General features: G+C 55.6%; 10 protein-coding genes. 5 read left to right on the top strand and 5 right to left on the bottom strand.

The features are described 5' to 3' along the window. Positions 1–57 precede the first annotated feature (57 nt). Together OH720_RS17420 and OH720_RS17425 are read left to right on the top strand one after the other, a co-directional pair. On the top strand, positions 58–1,557 hold the full coding sequence (locus OH720_RS17420; protein WP_272602191.1) for an ATPase domain-containing protein: 1,500 nt from the start codon (positions 58–60) through the stop codon (positions 1,555–1,557). Beyond that, complete coding sequence (locus OH720_RS17425) at positions 1,554–3,224, top strand: ATP-binding protein (protein WP_272602192.1); 1,671 nt, start codon at positions 1,554–1,556, stop codon at positions 3,222–3,224. The genes OH720_RS17420 and OH720_RS17425 overlap by 4 nt, the downstream gene beginning before the upstream one ends. Before the next feature lie 33 nt (positions 3,225–3,257). On the opposite strand, the gene OH720_RS17430 is transcribed toward OH720_RS17425, so the two are convergent. The 5 genes from OH720_RS17430 to OH720_RS17450 all read right to left on the bottom strand — a co-directional run bounded on the left by OH720_RS17430 (position 3,258) and on the right by OH720_RS17450 (position 9,801). After that, entirely contained in the window at positions 3,258–3,635 is a 378-nt protein-coding gene (locus OH720_RS17430) for a response regulator (RefSeq protein WP_272602193.1), read from the bottom strand. A gap of 78 nt (positions 3,636–3,713) precedes the next feature. Continuing rightward, positions 3,714–4,895: a hybrid sensor histidine kinase/response regulator gene (locus OH720_RS17435; RefSeq protein ID WP_272602194.1), complete on the bottom strand. Its 1,182-nt coding sequence runs from the start codon at positions 4,893–4,895 to the stop codon at positions 3,714–3,716. Then, positions 4,889–5,482: a chemotaxis protein CheB gene (locus OH720_RS17440; protein ID WP_272602195.1), complete on the bottom strand. Its 594-nt coding sequence runs from the start codon at positions 5,480–5,482 to the stop codon at positions 4,889–4,891. Before OH720_RS17440 ends, OH720_RS17435 begins: the two co-directional genes overlap by 7 nt. Then, positions 5,479–6,312, bottom strand: coding sequence for a CheR family methyltransferase (locus tag OH720_RS17445; protein WP_272602196.1), 834 nt, complete (start codon positions 6,310–6,312; stop codon positions 5,479–5,481). The genes OH720_RS17440 and OH720_RS17445 overlap by 4 nt, the downstream gene beginning before the upstream one ends. Next, entirely contained in the window at positions 6,313–9,801 is a 3,489-nt protein-coding gene (locus tag OH720_RS17450; RefSeq protein ID WP_272602197.1) for a response regulator, read from the bottom strand. 241 nt (positions 9,802–10,042) lie between these two features. On the opposite strand from OH720_RS17450, the gene OH720_RS17455 reads away from it, so the two are divergent. The 3 genes from OH720_RS17455 (at position 10,043) to OH720_RS17465 (ending at position 17,571) form a co-directional block, all read left to right on the top strand. Beyond that, positions 10,043–10,402: a response regulator gene (locus tag OH720_RS17455; protein WP_272602198.1), complete on the top strand. Its 360-nt coding sequence runs from the start codon at positions 10,043–10,045 to the stop codon at positions 10,400–10,402. Positions 10,403–10,653: 251 nt separating this feature from the next. Continuing rightward, positions 10,654–13,611, top strand: a complete 2,958-nt coding sequence (locus tag OH720_RS17460; protein ID WP_272602199.1) for a hypothetical protein — start codon at positions 10,654–10,656, stop codon at positions 13,609–13,611. Between the two features lie 237 nt (positions 13,612–13,848). Continuing rightward, on the top strand, positions 13,849–17,571 hold the full coding sequence (locus OH720_RS17465) for a hypothetical protein (protein WP_272602200.1): 3,723 nt from the start codon (positions 13,849–13,851) through the stop codon (positions 17,569–17,571). Positions 17,572–17,583: the final 12 nt, after the last annotated feature.

Below are 17,583 nucleotides of genomic sequence, written 5' to 3' on the forward strand. Positions count from 1 at the left end.
AGAACAGGCAGCCCGTCACCAGCTGCCTCGTTTCCCCTAGTCATGAGAGGGCATTTTTTGACTACATCCAACGAGTTGACCAGCGTAAAAGCCGCCACAGGAATTGATGGTCTCGATGACATCCTCGATGGCGGACTGTCCCGCGGCCATGTGTTTTTGCTTGAGGGCGAACCCGGAACCGGCAAAACCACGGTCGCCCTGCACTTTTTGCTGGCCGGCGCCCAAGCCGGCGAGCGCTCGTTGTACATCACCCTGTCCGAAACCGAACGCGAATTGCGCCAGGGTGCGCGCTCCCATGGCTGGGAGCTGGACGATAACGTGCATATCTTCGAACTGACGCCCCCCGAAAGCCTGCTGACCGCCGAGCACCAGCAATCGCTGTTGTACTCCTCGGACCTGGAACTGGGTGAGGCCACCAAACAGATTTTTGAAGTGGTCGAACGCGTCAGGCCCACCCGCGTTGTGCTCGACAGCCTCTCCGAGATTCGCCTGCTGGCGCAAAGCTCGCTGCGCTACCGTCGGCAGATTCTCGCCATCAAGCACTATTTCGTGCGCTACGAGGCCACGGTGCTGCTGCTCGATGACCTGACCACCGAATCTTTGGACAAGACCGTGCACAGCGTGGCCCACGGCGTGATTCGCCTGGAGGAACTGACACCCAACTATGGCGCCGAGCGCCGACGCGTTCGTGTGGTGAAATACCGTGGCCAGAAGTACCGCGGCGGCTTTCATGATTTCACCATCATGGGCAACGGCGTACACGTGTTCCCGCGCCTGGTGGCCGCCGAGCACCGCGGCGACTACCTGCGACAACAGTTGACCAGCGGCATCCGCGAAATGGACGCGCTGCTCGGCGGCGGTATCGAGACGGGCTCCAGCACGCTGATCCTCGGCCCGGCGGGCACCGGCAAGTCACTGATCTCGATGATTTTCGCCGCTGCGGCCGTGAGCCGAGGCGAAAAAGCCGCACTGTTCATCTTCGATGAAGAGCTTGGCCTGCTGTTCGCACGCATGAAGAACATCGGGATCGACTTGAGTGCGCTGCAAGACAGCGGCAATTTATTGATCGAGCAAGTGGACGCCGCTGAACTGTCCCCCGGCGAGTTCTCCCATCGGGTGCGTCGCTGCGTCGATGAGGGCGACATCAAGACCGTGGTGATCGACAGTATCAACGGTTACCAAGCGGCGATGCCGGAAGAAAACGCCCTGGTGCTACACATGCACGAGCTGCTGCTGTACCTCAATCGCAAAGGCGCAGCGACCTTCATGACTGTCGCCCAGCATGGCCTGGTCGGTGACATGCAGGCCCCGGTGGACATCACCTACCTGGCCGATACGGTCATTCTGTTGCGCTACTTCGAAGCCCTGGGCAAGGTAAGGCGAGCCATTTCCATCATCAAGAAACGCACCGGCAGCCATGAATCGACCATCCGCGAATACAAGATCAGCGCCAACGGCATGACCATCGGCGAACCGCTGGAAACCTTCCAGGGCGTATTGCGCGGTGTCCCGACCTACCTGGGCGCGAGCAATCCCCTGCTCGGGGATACACCGTGACAGTCAATGATGCGACGTCCGAGCGTGCGATCATTCTTGCCCCCCTGGGGCGAGACAGCCAGATCGCCTTGACCTTGCTCAACGAGGCGGGCTTCGGCGGGGTCGTCAGTAAGGACCTGGCGGGGCTTTGCCACGAACTGCAGCAAGGCGCCGGCCTGTTGCTCATGTCCAGCGAAGCCTTGCTGCGCAGCGACCTTGAGCCGCTGCTGGGGCTGATCGAGCAGCAACCGGCCTGGTCCGATTTGCCGATCGTGCTGCTGACTCACCATGGTGGCCCGGAACATAACCCGGCGTCACGTTTTGGCCCGCTGCTGGGTAACGTCACGTTCCTCGAACGCCCCTTCCACCCGGAAACGTTGATCAGCATGGTCACTGCGGCCCTGCGCGGTCGAAGGCGACAGTATGAAGCCAGGGATCGGTTGGTGGACTTGAGCATGAGTGAACTGCGCCTGCAAAACACCCTCGAGACCCTGGAGCAACAGGTCGAAGAGCGCACCGCGCAGCTGCGCCACAACGAGGAGGTACTGCGCCAGTCGCAAAAAATGGAAGCGGTTGGCCAGCTCACCGGCGGCATCGCCCATGACTTCAACAACATGCTGACCGGCATCATCGGCAGCCTGGAGTTGTTGCGCCGGCGTCTGGCCCGTGGGCGCACAGAGGATCTGGACAGCCTGATCGACCTCGGCGTGACGTCCGCCAATCGTGCGGCGAGCCTCACCCACCGTCTGCTGGCGTTCTCCCGTCGCCAATCGCTTGATTCCAAGCCCGTGGACATGAACAACCTGGTGGTCTCCATGGGCGAGCTGTTGCAACGCAGCATCAATGAAAGCATCGACCTGGACATGCAGTTGAACGAGCAGCTGTGGGTCGCCGAAGCCGACCCTAACCAACTGGAAAGCGCCCTGCTCAACCTGGTCATCAATGCCCGCGACGCCATGCCTGATGGTGGAAAGCTGCTGGTGCAAACCTCGAACCGCAAGCTGGACGCCGATTTCACCAGGCCCCACGGAAACCTTGAGCCTGGCGACTACGTAGTACTGAGCGTCACCGACAATGGCTGCGGCATGCCGCAAAGCACGATCAATCGAGCTTTCGACCCGTTTTTTACCACCAAACCCATCGGCCAAGGCACCGGCTTGGGCTTATCGATGATCTATGGCTTCAGCAAGCAATCGGGCGGGCATGTCGCGATTCAAAGCGAAGTCGGCCAAGGCACCACCGTGAACCTGTATTTGCCGCGTTTTGGCGGCGACCTGCCCCAGGACAAGCCGATCGACGTCGAACATGCGCCTTACGCGCAAAATGGCGAGACCGTGCTGATCGTCGAGGACGATCCTGCGGTACGGTTATTGGTCAGCAACGTGCTGGGGGACCTGGGGTATGCCTTTGTCGAGGCCAGCGATGCCGACAGTGCGATGCCGATCCTCGACTCGACCCAACGCATCGACCTGCTGATCAGCGACGTCGGCCTGCCCGGCATGAATGGTCGGCAACTGGCGGAAATCGGCCGGCAACTGCGGCCTCAGCTGAGGGTCTTGTTCATCACCGGTTATGCCGAACATGCGGCGGTGCGCGGCGGGTTCCTGGATCCGGGCATGCAGATGATCACCAAGCCGTTTACCTTCGATCTTTTGACGGCCAAGGTGCAGGAGATGATTCGCGTGTAGGAGCTGCCGCAGGTCGCGGCAGTTCCCACCGGGTCAGGACAGCATTTCCTGCATCAGTTCCTGCAACTTGTCCAGATCGAATGGCTTTTCCAGAATCGGCGCCTTGCGGGTGATCGGACTGTCCGTCTCGCGGATTTCCTGGGCGTAGCCGCTGATGAAAATCACCTTGAGCTCAGGCCGCAATTTCACCGCGGGCTCGGCGATCTGGACGCCAGAGATCCCGCCGGGCAGGCGGAAGTCGGTGATCATCATGTCCAGGTGGGGTTTGCTGGCGAGGATTTCGAAGGCCTGCTCACCGTTTTCGGCTTGCAGCACCCGATAGCCCTCCCCCGACAGGTAGGCCGACAGCACCATCAGGATGGAGGGGTCGTCCTCGACGACGAGGACTACATCTTGTGCATCTTCACTCATGGGAAGCCTTTGTTCGGTCAATAGCTGCTGAATACGACCCCGGGGTCGATCAGAGGTTGCGTTTATCACACTGTTTTCCTACAGCGGCAGACAAACGCGAAACAGGGCGCCTTCGCCAATCCGGCTCTCGACGGTAATGGTACCGCCATGGGCGGCAACTATCTGTTCGGAAATAAACAACCCCAAGCCCAGCCCGGCGGCGACATTGTTGGCCGAGACGCGCTCGAATTGCTGGAATATCCGTTGCTGGTTCTCTTCACTGATGCCAATTCCGTAATCACGGACTTCCACCCGCGCTTCATTGTTCTCACTGTACACCTTCAGCGAGATCGGGCTCTTGGCGCCGTAACGCAGGGCGTTGGTCAGCAGGTTGGAAATCACCTGTTCAATGCGAAATTCGTCCCAATCGCCCATCACCGGTTGCTCGGCATCCAGGCTGACCGACGCCTCGGCGGCTTCAATCTGTTGGGCAAAATTGTGCAGTAAACCGCGAACCAGCGCCGCCAGGTCAAAGTGTGTCGGGCGGATCGACAACTTGCCGGTACGAATGCGAGACACATCGAGCATGTCTTCGATCAGGCGGATCAGGCTTTTGATCTGCCGCTCGTCGCGATCGACCATGGCGTGCATCTTGTCCAGGGTGAACGCCGCGGCGTTGTCCCGGGCCAGGTGCATCTTGCGCAACTGGGTTTCAAGAATCAGACCGTTGAGCGGCGTACGTACTTCATGAGCAACGATGGACATGAAGTCATCGCGCATGCGCACCGCCTGCTCCAGCTCGAGCTGGGTACTGCGCAACTGCTTGAGCAGCGCTTCCTGCTCCCGACGGCTTTGCTCCAGCGCTTCGACCTGCTGCTTCATGGCCTTGCTCTGCCGGTAGAGGTCGACGAAGACGTTGACCTTGCTCTTGACCGCCTGGATATCCAGGGGCTTGTGCAGGAAATCGACGGCGCCGCTTTCATAGCCCTTGAACGCGTAGTTCAGTTCACGACCGGCGGCGCTGACGAACACGATCGGGATGTTGCGGGTCTTTTCCGTGCCACGCATCAACTCGGCCAGCTCGAAGCCATTCATGCCGGGCATCTGCACGTCGAGGATGGCCATGGCGAATTCGTGTTGCAACAACAGCGACAAGGCCTCGTCTGCCGACAGCGCCTTGTAGACGATGCGATCTTCACGCTTGATCAGCGCTTCAAGTGCCAATAGGTTTTCTGGCAGATCGTCGACGATCAGCAGTTTGGCCTGGATATTACTTAGCATGCGATTCGTTCCAGCTCGACAAGCAAGCGGCCGATGCCGCGTATGGGGAGTATGTGATCGGGTTGCAGAATATCCAGCGCCGCCTGGGGCATGGTCGCGACCTGGGCCTCGTCCGGGTCCTGGACGATGGTCAACCCGCCCCGCCGCTTGACCTGGGACATGCCCTTGGCGCCATCCTGATTGGCACCGGTCAGCAACACCGCGGCCAGGTTCGGACCGTAGGCATCGGCGGCGGATTCGAACAGGTAATCGATGGCCGGCCGCGAGTGATGCACACGGTCCTCCAGGCTCAGGGAAAAGCTGCGGTCCTGCTCAACCGACAAGTGATACCCGGGCGTGGCGAAATACAGGGTTCCGGCTTGCACCGGGGTCTTGTCCATAGCCTCCAGGACCGGCAGCGACACTCGCCGGGCGAAGACTTCCGCCAAGTGGCTACGGCGTTCGGCCGGCAAGTGCAGGACGACGATGATCGGCAATCCGAAACCCACACGCAGGGGACCCAGGATGTTGAGCAGCGCCTCAACTCCGCCAGCCGATGCGCCGATCACAATCGCTTCTATGGAAGGTAAACCCGTTGCGCTGCTCATGATTTGCGATAGATCCGTTCTTGTTTGACCAACGGCGTGAACTGGTTGCCGAAGGCTGAAAAATCCGGGGTTTCCTTGCTGCCCAGCACCAGGAAGCCGCGGTGGCAAAGCGACTCATGAAACAATCCGAAAGCACGATCCTGGAGTTTTTTATTAAAATAAATCAATACATTACGACATGAAATTAACTGAGTTTCTGAAAATACGCTGTCCGTTGCCAGGCTGTGATCGGCAAAGGTGACGTTTTCGCACAGCGACTTGTCGAAAATCGCGTACCCATAGGCTGCCGTGTAGTAGTCGGCAAAGGAGCACTTGCCCCCGGCCTGCTGGTAGTTGGAAGTGTAGGCGCGGACATTCTCCATGGAAAAAATCCCCTGCTTGGCTTTTTCCAGCGAGCGCGGATTGATGTCGGTGGCGTAGATAATGGTGCGCTCGAGCAGGCCTTCTTCGCGCAACAGGATGGCCATCGAATAGACTTCTTCGCCGGTGCTGCAGCCGGCGATCCAGATCTTGATCGACGGGTAGGTCTTGAGCAACGGTACCACCTCACGGCGGATGGCCAGGAAGTGCGAAGGGTCGCGAAACATTTCACTGACCGGAATCGTCAGCAATTGCAGCAACTGCATGAACGCCGTCGGGTCGTGCAGGACCTTTTCCTGCAACGCCGAGATGGTGTTGCACTCGAACTGGCTCAAGGCGTGCGTCACCCGGCGCTTGATCGATGCGCCGGAGTAATCGCGAAAATCGTAGCTGTACTTGAGGTAGATCGCCTCGATCAACAAGCGCAATTCGATTTCGCTGCTTCGCTCTCCTGGATAATCGCTCTGCACTTAAATACGTTCCATCTTCGGTAACCACACACGAATCAGCGAAAACAGGCGATCGAGGTCGATGGGCTTGGCCAGGTAATCGTTGGCGCCGGCCTGCAGGCAGCGCTCCTGATCGTCCTTCATGGCCTTGGCCGTCACCGCGATGATCGGCAGTTTGCGCCAGCGCGCCTCCTTGCGGATCAAGGTGGTGGCTTCGAAACCATCCATTTCCGGCATCATCACGTCCATCAATACCAGATCGATGTCTTCGAATTCATTCAATCGCTCAATCGCTTCACGACCGTTGCGGCCGATGATCACGACAGCGCCCTTTTGCTCCAGCGCGCTGGTGAGGGCGAAGATGTTGCGCACATCGTCGTCCACCAGCAGTACCTTGCGCCCCTCGAACACCTTGTCGCGGCTGCGGGCGGTCTTGAGCATCTTCTGCCGGTCATGGGACAACCGCGATTCGACTTTGTGCAGAAAAAGTGTCACTTCGTCCAGCAGGCGCTCGGGAGAGCGCGCGCCCTTGATGATGATCGAGCGCGAATAGCGGCGCAGTTCGGCTTCTTCGTCCCGGGTCAGGTTGCGCCCGGTGTAGACGATCACCGGCGGAAACGAGCAGATGTCTTCGGTGGACATGCGCTTGAGCAGATCGTTGCCGAGCATGTCCGGTAGCTTGAGGTCGATGATCATGCAATCGAACACGGTGGTGCGCAGCAATGCCAGGGCATCCTGCGCCAGGCCGACGGCGGTGATCTCGATGTCATCATCGCCGATCAGCCGGGAAATGCTATCGCGCTGCAAGTCGTCGTCCTCGACCAGCAGCACGCGCTTGACCTTCTGGGTCAGCTTGGCTTCCAGGCGCGCGAACACGTCCTTGAGCTCTTCGCGGGTGGTCGGCTTGACCGCATAACCGATGGCCCCCATGTGCATCGCCGCTTCGACCCGGTCTTCGACCGAAATCACATGCACCGGAATATGGCGGGTCTCGGCGTGTTCCTTCAGGCGTTGCAGCACCGTCAGCCCGGAATGATCCGGCAGGCGCATGTCCAGCAGGATGGCGTCCGGTATGAATTGCGTGGCCAGGTCGTAGCCTTCGTCGGCACCGTGGGCCACCAGGCACTGGTAACCCAGTTCATGGGCGAGGTCATAGAGGATGTGCGCAAAATTCGGCTCGTCCTCCACCACCAGGATGCACCGCACGGTGAAGGGTGCCTTGAGGCGGTCATCCGCGAACCGAGCAATCTCCGGGACCACCGCTGGCGCAATCGCGCTGGGGGCGGCCTGGGTTGGCGTGAGGACCGGCGAGGCGCGCAACGGCTCCACGGGCTCATCACCCGGTTCGACGTACTGCTGCGGCAGCACCAGGCTGAACTGGCTGCCCTGCCCCGGCGTGCTGGCGACATTGATCGAGCCGCCGAGCAGCGCGGCCAGGTCACGGGAAATCGACAGGCCCAGCCCGGTGCCGCCGTAACGCCGATTGGTGGTGCCATCGGCCTGGCGAAAGGCTTCGAAAATACTTTCCTGTTGATCGTCGGCAATACCGATACCCGAATCGCTGACGATAAAGGCAATGCCTTCGTTCGGCGCTGCGGTCACGGTCAGGGCGACCCGCCCTTTCTCGGTGAACTTCACGGCATTGGAGAGCAGATTCTTGATGATCTGCTCCACGCGCTGGCGGTCGGTGAACATCATGGTTGGCGCACCGTCCTGCAACTCGACCTGGAAGTCCAGCTGCTTGTCCGCCGCCAACGGCTGGAACATCCCGCGCAAGCCGTCCACCAGGCGCGCCACGCTGGTGTTTTCCGGGCGTATCTCCAGTTTGCCGGCTTCGACCTTGGAGATATCGAGAATGTCGTTGATCAGGTTGAGCAGGTCGTTGCCGGCCGAATAGATCGACTCGGCAAACTTGACCTGTTCGGCACTCAGGTTTTCCTGCGGGTTTTCCGCCAGCAACTTGGCCAGGATCAGCGAACTGTTCAACGGCGTGCGCAGCTCGTGGGACATGTTGGCAAGGAATTCGGATTTGTATTTGCTCGAACGCTGCAATTCTTCGGCGCGCTCTTCGAGCTGGGCCTGGGCCTGGTTGAGCTCGGTGTTCTTCAGGTCCATGGCATCGCGCTGATCGGCCAACACCTGCGCCTGTTCGGCGAGTTGTTCGTTGGTCTGTTCCAGCTCGACCTGCTGGGTTTCCAGGTGTGCCTGGGATTCCTTGAGCACCCTTGATTGCTCTTCAAGCTCTTCGTTGGCGGTCTTGAGCTCTTCCTGCTGCACCTGCAACTCTTCGTTGAGTTGCTGGGTTTCGGCGAGCACTTCCTGCAAACGTTGGCGATAACGCGCCGCCTCGATGGAGGTACCGATATTGCCGGCAATGAGTTCCAGCAAATCGATGTCGCGGTCGGTCAGCGGGCGCAGGAAGCCCAGCTCGATGACGCCATTGACCCGCTCGTCGTCGCTGGTCGGCACCACCAGCACACTGCGCGGCAAACCTTCGCCGAGACCGGAACTGACCTTGAAATAGTCGCCGGGCACATCGTCCAGGCGAATCAGGCGGGCCTGTTGCGCCACCTGGCCGACAATGCCTTCGTCGCTGTAGATCTGCTGCTCACGCTCCTGCTGCTCGCGGGAAAACCCGTAGGACGCCACGCGACGCAGACCGCCGTGTTCTTCGCGCACATAAATGGCCGCCACGGCAGTGCCCAGGTACTGCGCGCAGAACTGCAGGATATTGCGGCCCAGCAAGTTGAGCGACAGTTGCCCCAACACTTGCTCGGCCAGTTGGGTCTGGCCATTGCGCAGCCAGGCCTGTTGCTCCAGGCGCTGGGCGCTGGCCAGTTGCGCCGCCAATGTCCCTGCGTAGCTTTGCGACAGATTGACCAGGTCGCGGCGGCCGATGTACGCCAGCAACCCGCTGATACCGGCAATGAACAACAGGTACAGGGTGATGCTCCAGATCGTGGTACGGCGCACTTCCTCGTTACGCGTGGCGCGCAACTGCTGCTCCATGTCGATCACGTCTTCGTACTGCTTGCGGATCTCATCGGTCAGGCGCTTGCCTTTGCCGGCCCTGACCGCCCCACGGTAGTCACCGTTGCTGCGCTGCAGCTCGATCATCGATTGCGCGTAACCGGCCCACTCCTGCTGCAGGGATTCGAGCCTGTGCAAGCGGTCGGTCTGGACCGGGTTGTCGGCGGTCAGTTCGAGCAAGGTCCTGAGCACGACCGCGATGCGTGGTCTGGCCGTTTCATAGGGTTCGAGAAATTTATCGTCGCTGGTGAGCAGGTAACCGCGCATGCCGGTTTCCAGGTCGACCGTCAGCTTGACCGCCTCATTGGCGTTATTGATCACCCGGTCGGTGTGCTCGACCCACTGGATCGTCGACAGCAAGTAAGTGATCAGCGACACGAAAAACACCGCACTGATGGCGCCGACGCCCAGCGGCAGGCCGATGTTGCGGCTCAGGAGCTTGCGAAATCGCTGCTCATCAACCGAAGACTCAGAGGTCATAGTCAAGCCTTGTTGAACGGATGAAACCAAGGAGTTTGCCCCAAAACTGACGCACCAATCGAATTTTCTCACAGGGTTGGCCGCAAAATGCACAACGCAGCGGTTATCCTTTGCCCATACGCGTGCCGCCCCTTCTTTTTATAGCCTATGGGGAACTTGTAGGGACCCGTCACTTACTCATGCAAGAGAGCCGGCGATTCTGAACGGCGAAAAACCCACCCACCCTTCAGAGAACACCATCATGAGCGCCAACGCCCCCTCCCTCCTCGTCGTCGAAGACGATGCCATCGTGCGCATGTTGATTGTCGACGTACTGGAGGAATTGGAGTTCAAGGTCCTGGAGGCGGATGGCAGTGAAAAGGCGCTGGAGTTCCTCAAGGACCAAGGCCAGCACATTGACCTGATGATGACCGATGTCGGGCTGCCGATCATGGACGGCCGGGAACTGGCCAACGAGGCGCGCAAACTGCGTCCCACCCTACCAATCCTGTTCGCCAGCGGTTATGCCGAAAACATCGAAGTGCCCGAAGGCATGCATCTTATTGGCAAACCGTTTTCCATCGATCAGTTGCGGGACAAGGTCAAGGGCATCCTTGGCTGAGCCACTTGCAATCCTGCGCAAATGAATATCCGCTTGGCGTTGATTACTTTGCTATAGCCGGCCAGAAACCTGGCCGCGTTAACATCTAGCACTTCAAGGAAACAAAAAGCACAACATACCCTCTGGCCATCTTTATGTCGCCAGCCCTACTCTGCTTCGAAAATGTCATAGACATCAATCACAACCAACAGCCGCCTTTTATTTCATAAACCCGCGCCGACCTGCGCAATCATCAGAAAAAGGATTTATTGATGAACACCCCTAGATATGATTATCGAAAAATATCAACTTTCGACAACCTTGAGTCGGACATTAGCGCTTTGCTGGCGTTCAACAAAGCAGAGAAAAAATTTATCACCGAGTCACTGGAAGCATATGTAAACAATCTCCCCGACGCCAATGCCGAATTTAAACTTTCAAACTTGCTTATCCCCACCACCCCTGGTAGCTCGCTGGAACTGGCTCATCGAGCGGGACAAGCCAAGTTTAATGAACTGTTGAAGTGCGATGATTTCATAAGCCTGGAAGAATTATCCAGCCTGCCCGAACCCACCACATACGTGTGCAATTCGAACAAAGAGCTATATATCATCGTCGACGGCACGCCCATGCAAATCGACGACCTTCTGAAGGAGAATGAAACCCTCAATCAACACCTGGACGAGCTCAGCGAATACGCGAACAACGCAGGTGGTTTCATATACAGCTGCGACCAGATCAACGTTGAACAGTGGATCAGATTTTATGGGCACCCCATGCCATCTACGGCTCAGCAGCTTGCAAACCTCATGGATTTCTTCAAGAAAGGACGTCCTGCATTACCAGGAACAGGAAAGTATTACGACATACTTAAAGACCCGGAAATTTCCCCGACCGCATTGACTCTTGTCCAGCGCGAAAAAATCAAAAACACGACGACAACGTTCGGGCTAAGTGATACGGGCCAATTACTGAATAAGCTGGTCGAGCAAAACATCCACTCACAGGTGGATCTGAACAACGACCCCGCTCAATTTATCAACGATTTCATTGAAGGCATGATCGGTTCAAATCTCGCTCAGGACTGCCTTGAAGCGTTGGAGTGGTATGGAACAGACTCGGATGATTCACCTTGTCAAGAGGATCTGCGACAACTCCTCATGGCAGCCATCGTACTGAACATCGATCCGAACATAGGTGAGATTGAAAGCAAAGGTCGTGTGCTGGGCTACGCATTTTACCAACCGGCAAACGCGGATCTTCACCCTGCGCAAATTTTACTGAATCTGGAAAAACACCTTGTCGCCAACGGCATGATTGATGCCAAGGCAGCTCACCTGGCGGTGCATATTCTTGTAGGTGATGAGGCGCCTGAATTCCTTGTAAAGGAAATTCCGGAGAGTATGACAATCAGCTCGCCTGCGTGGGTCGTGCATAGCTTCGCTGTCGCAAAGATCGAAACCATTGCCCCGGGGTCATCACGTGCGATGACCTACGAACAAGTACAGTCTTACGCTGACTTAGGGCCATTCGATCAGCAACTTGAGCAACTCTTCGGCCTCGACATCATAACGCACATGCTTAACTGGGGCGCCGTCAATGGGCTGATTCCCTACAGCCCTGAAGGCGAATACACCACTGATAATTTCTACACCACCGAAACTCACTACAATCAATACACAGAAGCTTTGGAACAATGCAGCAATGCGTTTAACACCCCACTTCCGACGCGGGAAGAAGTCGCCTTGATCGAGCTTAAAAGAGCCATTCCGGATGGCGGTTACTTCACCGACAAACACTTCCTACACAAGGACATGCCAAGAAACAAAGCAATATCGATTCATGAGTTATTCATGTCAGGAGACTTAATGTATCAGGGTTGGACCGGAACAGACATATCCGCAGATATTTTCACCCTTGGATATAATGACGGAATGGCACTGGCCAGACCCTATTTCTACAAACTTCAAAATATTCAAGTATTATACACCAAACTGTTCAGCGATTATTATGAAAAAATACAGCAAGGCACAGTCACCGCACTAAAGCTCGCCCTGTCAAAAATGCCTGAAACAGATCGAATTCGACTGGAATATGGCGTTCTCAGCTTTTACACAGTCCGCGAAAAATTTTCCGATCATGCAACGAAAGAGACACAACGGCTGAGGGATAAATACAGGGGGCGCTATGGCGTCATCATCTGCGCAGAGCACGACGCTCAGAAATATTACTACGAACTGTTTACGCTGCGAGCCGAGTGCTTCAGCCGCCAGGACCTGGGCGATATTTTCCTGACCACCTCCATTGAATATTTCGACCCCAGCCTTTGGGCTGATAAAGACCAGATGCAATGGCAGGCGCAAGCCCTTGATTGGCCCTTGGACATTGACGCGTACCTGAAGGGGACGGCGCCCGTCAGGGACGTCACCCATAAACTGGTCGTCGAAAAACTATGGCAATCAAATGAAGCCCCACCTGGTTCCCCCAGCACCAGAAGTCAACTTGAAACCTTCTTCTCCCTAAGAACCAACAAAACTGTAGGAACTTTACTTGAACATTTCCCGCCGGCCACCTACGAAGAACTTTACGATACCGGATATGGTGTAGCCCCCCTTGAGGCTGCCAGGCAGAACACCGAAGAAAATATTGACCTGGTTCTTAATTTAATTATCCCGTTCAAGGGCTGCATCGAAGATCTGACGTCGGGTGATCCTGACCGCGAGGCATCCGGAGTTGTTGGATGCGCACTCGACGCGCTGGCGGTTGTTGGCTCTGCAGCGGGCGTCGCGTCGAAATTTGCAAACGTCGCCTTGAAATCCGGGAGTCTTCTTTCGAAATCCGTGAAACTGGTCAGGCTCAGTGGCAGTTTTGCATTGAGCTTGGTCAACCCGCTGGATGGTGTGTCAAGCCTCATGAAAAAAGGCGGGAATCTCACTAAAAACGGCGTATTACTCATCACCGGAAAAGGTGTCAAGACCTCTGGAAAAGCCACCCGGCAAATTCGCTCCATAAGCGGAACGCTCGATGCGCTTAACGCAGTAAAGTCTTTGAACATTGCGGATGTGAAAATTGCACGCCTGGAAGGTATTGGGGAACTATTTCAGGCAACGGATGTACTGATTTGCAAACAAGCGACCGATTGGTACCAACTCTCGCTGAGCTCCAATTTGGCGCGAGGGGGCAAGATAACCAATTACCAGGAGATAAGCGGAATTATTCAACTCGCGTGATTTGAAACAGGAGTGGGTGCCTACGGGTGGCGCAAATCAAGAGTCGCCGCTCGCAGGCTCAACAGCCCATCGCCTATGCGCCGACTGTGGTTGAATGCGCGGCTAACCTTACATTAATCAAATGCTCTTCGCTTTTCGAAAGCAAGAAACAAGCATTCACACATCGTCAATTGCCTACTTACCCTGACTACAAGAGGATTACCACACCTAAAAACAAAACCTGAAATGGACTTATAAATGAACAACCCCGACATTGCGAAAACTTCTGTTGTGCGTTTCTCCAAGCCGCATCGCATCCTTAGCGACCCTGAAAAAAATATCAAGAGCGATGAGATCGAGCGACAACACATTCTCACACTGCTTAAAAAAGGTATCACCGCAGAGGACGACGATATCCCTGTATATTGGGACGGTGAATTTATCACCGTGCAGAAGGACTCATCTTTCGAACAAGCCCATCAACCTGGAGCAGTCCTGTTGCAACGAATGGTGGACAAGCCAGCCTTTAAACGTATTCTCGAAGAACATGGCGTTAAATCAGGTTCTTTCTATGTATTCACCGCAGGTCAGATTTTCGTATGGCCTCATGACCGGGTAGACCGCGTCACCAACGCGATAAATCTTGATCCTGAGCTCAAGGATGATTTGGCGACGCTCACTGAAATCGCGGCAGCGATTGGGGGAGTTGTTTCTGCAAATGATGCTGTCGGTGTGAAGCAGTGGATAGCATTTCATGAGTACGATCTACCTGAAGATGTAAAGGGCATAAAAAACCTGATTAAACATCTAGAGTTCGAGTACAGCCCCAGCCCTCCTCTCGATAACTATTGGGGAATGATCGCAGCCCCCGAATTGTCGTTTGATGAGCGAAAAACAATACGAGCGTTGACGGATCAATTCACCGGACGCGAAAAAAAACTCCTGACAGTACTATGGGAAATCGCATTTGGATCCCAAGGGCATACGGTTACCTTGTCGAACTGCCGTGAACTTCTGCACGAGTTGGGCACACCCCCCTTCTTGCAGTCCTGGTCTAAAACCTATATCGATGCGCTCGGCTGGTACGGTTCCAATGCAGGAGAAGAAATCTCTGAGCTGTACGCGCAGCAGGTCCTGATGACCGCCATCATTCTGGATATTTACCCCGCAGCGGGCGAAGACGAACCGCGCAACCATGTGGCCGGTTACAATCCTTACGTGCCCGAAAACATTGAAAAGTCAGCACAAGACATCATCTTCGACTTTGAAAGGCATCTTGAGGCCAACCATAAAGTACCCGCATATGCCACCACATTAGCTGCCTACTTGCTATTGGCAGGCAAGGCCCCAGAGCTTCTGGTTCGAGAGCTACCCGATTCTCTGCTCGCGGGAACATCCGAATGGATCGCCTTCTGTCGGGGTGTCGCCCTGGCAGAAGCAAACGCAATCGGGTCTGCGCTGACGATGACCTATTGCGATGTCATGCAACTGGAGGCAATTGAGCCGGTCAACAAGGATCTGGAAATTCTGCACAGCGTGTTGGCGATTGACCCCATCATTGATTGGGCCCTACTGAACAGCATTGTTGCGCTCGACAGCGTAAATAATCATTACCCGGCTGCCGTCGAGTCTGCCATCGCGGCTTATCAGGCATTCGGTGATCTCTACACACAGACAGCAAGAACCTTGGCCACTGCACTACCCACCCGAAAAGCGATATCACTGGAGATACTCCAGCATATCGTGCCGGGCTGCGACTTCCTGCAGGAAAAAATACTCTACGAGAAACGACGCGGGTCTCATGAGTTCAACAATTTCGAGCCATTGGCCATGTCAATGGTCGAGCTCAACATGTCCAATCATCTTGGGACAAGCAATTGGGATGTACGAAAAGGCACAAGCATTTACCAGAGCTTCCCGCACCTTTTACCTGGCCTGGTTTCTACGGAAGGCGTATTCAAGCGTCGCTTTGACCAAGCCTATGCACCATTGGCAAAAGCGATGGCCACAACGGTGAACCTCGTTTTATCGGGATTACCGCCCATTGACCGCGCTCGCTTGCTGTGCGGAGAAATCACCCTATTCACACTCCGCCCATCGGTTCCCGTTATCCAGCCTCCAGACATGTTTCTCCAGGAAAAGCAGAAAGACAAGGATGCCGCTACGGGCCGCTATGGTCTGGTGTTATGTTCGAACCATGAAGGGCGGCTGTACTGTTATGAGTTGTTCACATTACAAGGAGAATGTCGGGAAAACCCGGAACTGGCAGCACTGATAGAAAAAGAAAACTTGCTACAGCAACCCGCCAGGCTGGACTTTACCGGTCACATCAATAGCTTGAGCAAAGCAGCTACCCTGCTTACGTTGCCTACCGACATCGAACGCTACACCCATGGCGTTCCCCACGGCGTCGCCTTATCCAGTCAGGGCGTCATCGACAAGCTGGGCACACCACCTCGCACTGGAAAAAAATCGAGAGAAACACAGCAAGGTCATTGCAAGAGTTTTTACAGCGGGCAATTCAACTCGCTGGTGGACTTTATCCTGAAACATCGGCCTGTCTGGACATACGAAGAACTGATAGAAGATTCAAGAGGCCGAACAGAACTGGAGCTCAAGCTCGCCAGGGAAGAAAACTACTTCGACACCTTCATCAATATCATCGTACCTTTCAAGAGCTGCTACGAGGACCTTACTTCAGACGATCCAGACCGCAATAGAGGCAGTGTACTGGCTTGCACGATTGAACTCGCCGTCAACGTATTACTGGTTGTCGGCGTGGTCGCAAAGGCCGTTAGCATGATCGGCAAGGCAGCCTCTATCGGAGCAAAATCAAGAGCGTTGGCGAAGACCGGCCTTGTACTTCTCAACTCGGTGTTCAACCCCTTGGATGGCACACCTGAACTACTCTATGGCGCCGGAAAGTATCTGAAAAAAGGTGCACTGGGCATTGGCAAGCTGGGGCTGCACTCATTGGAAAATGCCACCCATCAACTTCGAAAGCTTAACGGTGCCGCTGACTCATACGACTTGATCAAGGCAGCACAGCGAATTGACGTGGCACAAGGCACATGGCGCCCCCTTGATGGCGCCGCCGATACTTTCGTATTTGCCGCTGTCCGCAAAAATGACGATTGGTATGCTCTCAACCGACTTGGCCAGCCGTGGGGTAAAAAACTGAACAACTTCGAGTCGACAATAAAACTCCATCCAATCCGTTACAAATTCATGCCTGAAAGCTATGCCAGAAGTGTTATCAAGGAAGGCCTTCCTTTGGCGCGCAAGAAAGTAGACAGTGCTCTCAGTGTCTTGTCGGACACTGCGTCAAACGATGATGCAAACCTTGTGCTCAAGCTACTTCTGGGGGACGCCTCACCCCAGACACGTAGCCAATACCTCGCCTATTTGAATGAAGTAAAAGCAGACTTTTCAAAGGTCAGTCTCAACAATGTAATTTTTGATGGTTCAAAAAACACCGAGGCGCTCGCGTCATTGAACACCACTTGGTATAAGGAATGGCAGGCCGCAAGCCACAGTGAAGCAGCGCGCAAAAAATTTATCAGAATAAACATTCACAACTTTAATGATAATTACCGCAAGGAGTTTTTCAATTCAGGTACCACGGCTGACGGCTTGATTCACGAAATGTTTCACGGCGCGCCCGACACCCGGGATTTCAACTATGCGTTGGCCCCGGATATTTATCAGAAAGGTTACCAACAACTGGACGTAGGCCCTTTGTTGAACCTCGCCTCCGGTCATGCGCCAGCGATTCCCGGCAAATACCCGCCGGTATACCTCAAAAGCACCACCGCCTTGAAAAACGCAGACTCGTTTGCCATAACGACTTCATTGTTGAGCCAGTTGGCGACCAACCGACCTGTCTATCTGGAAAATATCAAAGCCATGCAGTTGGCGCTTGATCGAAACCGCAACGGCTACATCGGCGCGGATGTCCTGGTGAAACTCAACACGATCTAACACTGGGACCGC

The sequence above is a fragment of the Pseudomonas sp. WJP1 genome, from assembly GCF_028471945.1.
Classification (GTDB): domain Bacteria; phylum Pseudomonadota; class Gammaproteobacteria; order Pseudomonadales; family Pseudomonadaceae; genus Aquipseudomonas.

Bases quoted from the DNA above. Each gene is read 5' to 3' on its own strand.
- OH720_RS17440 (WP_272602195.1), bottom strand. From the start codon at position 5,482: ATGAGCAGCGCAACGGGTTTACCTTCCATAGAAGCGATTGTGATCGGC.
- OH720_RS17450 (WP_272602197.1), bottom strand. From the start codon at position 9,801: ATGACCTCTGAGTCTTCGGTTGATGAGCAGCGATTTCGCAAGCTCCTG.
- OH720_RS17455 (WP_272602198.1), top strand. From the start codon at position 10,043: ATGAGCGCCAACGCCCCCTCCCTCCTCGTCGTCGAAGACGATGCCATC.
- OH720_RS17430 (WP_272602193.1), bottom strand. From the start codon at position 3,635: ATGAGTGAAGATGCACAAGATGTAGTCCTCGTCGTCGAGGACGACCCC.
- OH720_RS17435 (WP_272602194.1), bottom strand. From the start codon at position 4,895: ATGCTAAGTAATATCCAGGCCAAACTGCTGATCGTCGACGATCTGCCA.
- OH720_RS17465 (WP_272602200.1), top strand. From the start codon at position 13,849: ATGAACAACCCCGACATTGCGAAAACTTCTGTTGTGCGTTTCTCCAAG.
- OH720_RS17460 (WP_272602199.1), top strand. From the start codon at position 10,654: ATGAACACCCCTAGATATGATTATCGAAAAATATCAACTTTCGACAAC.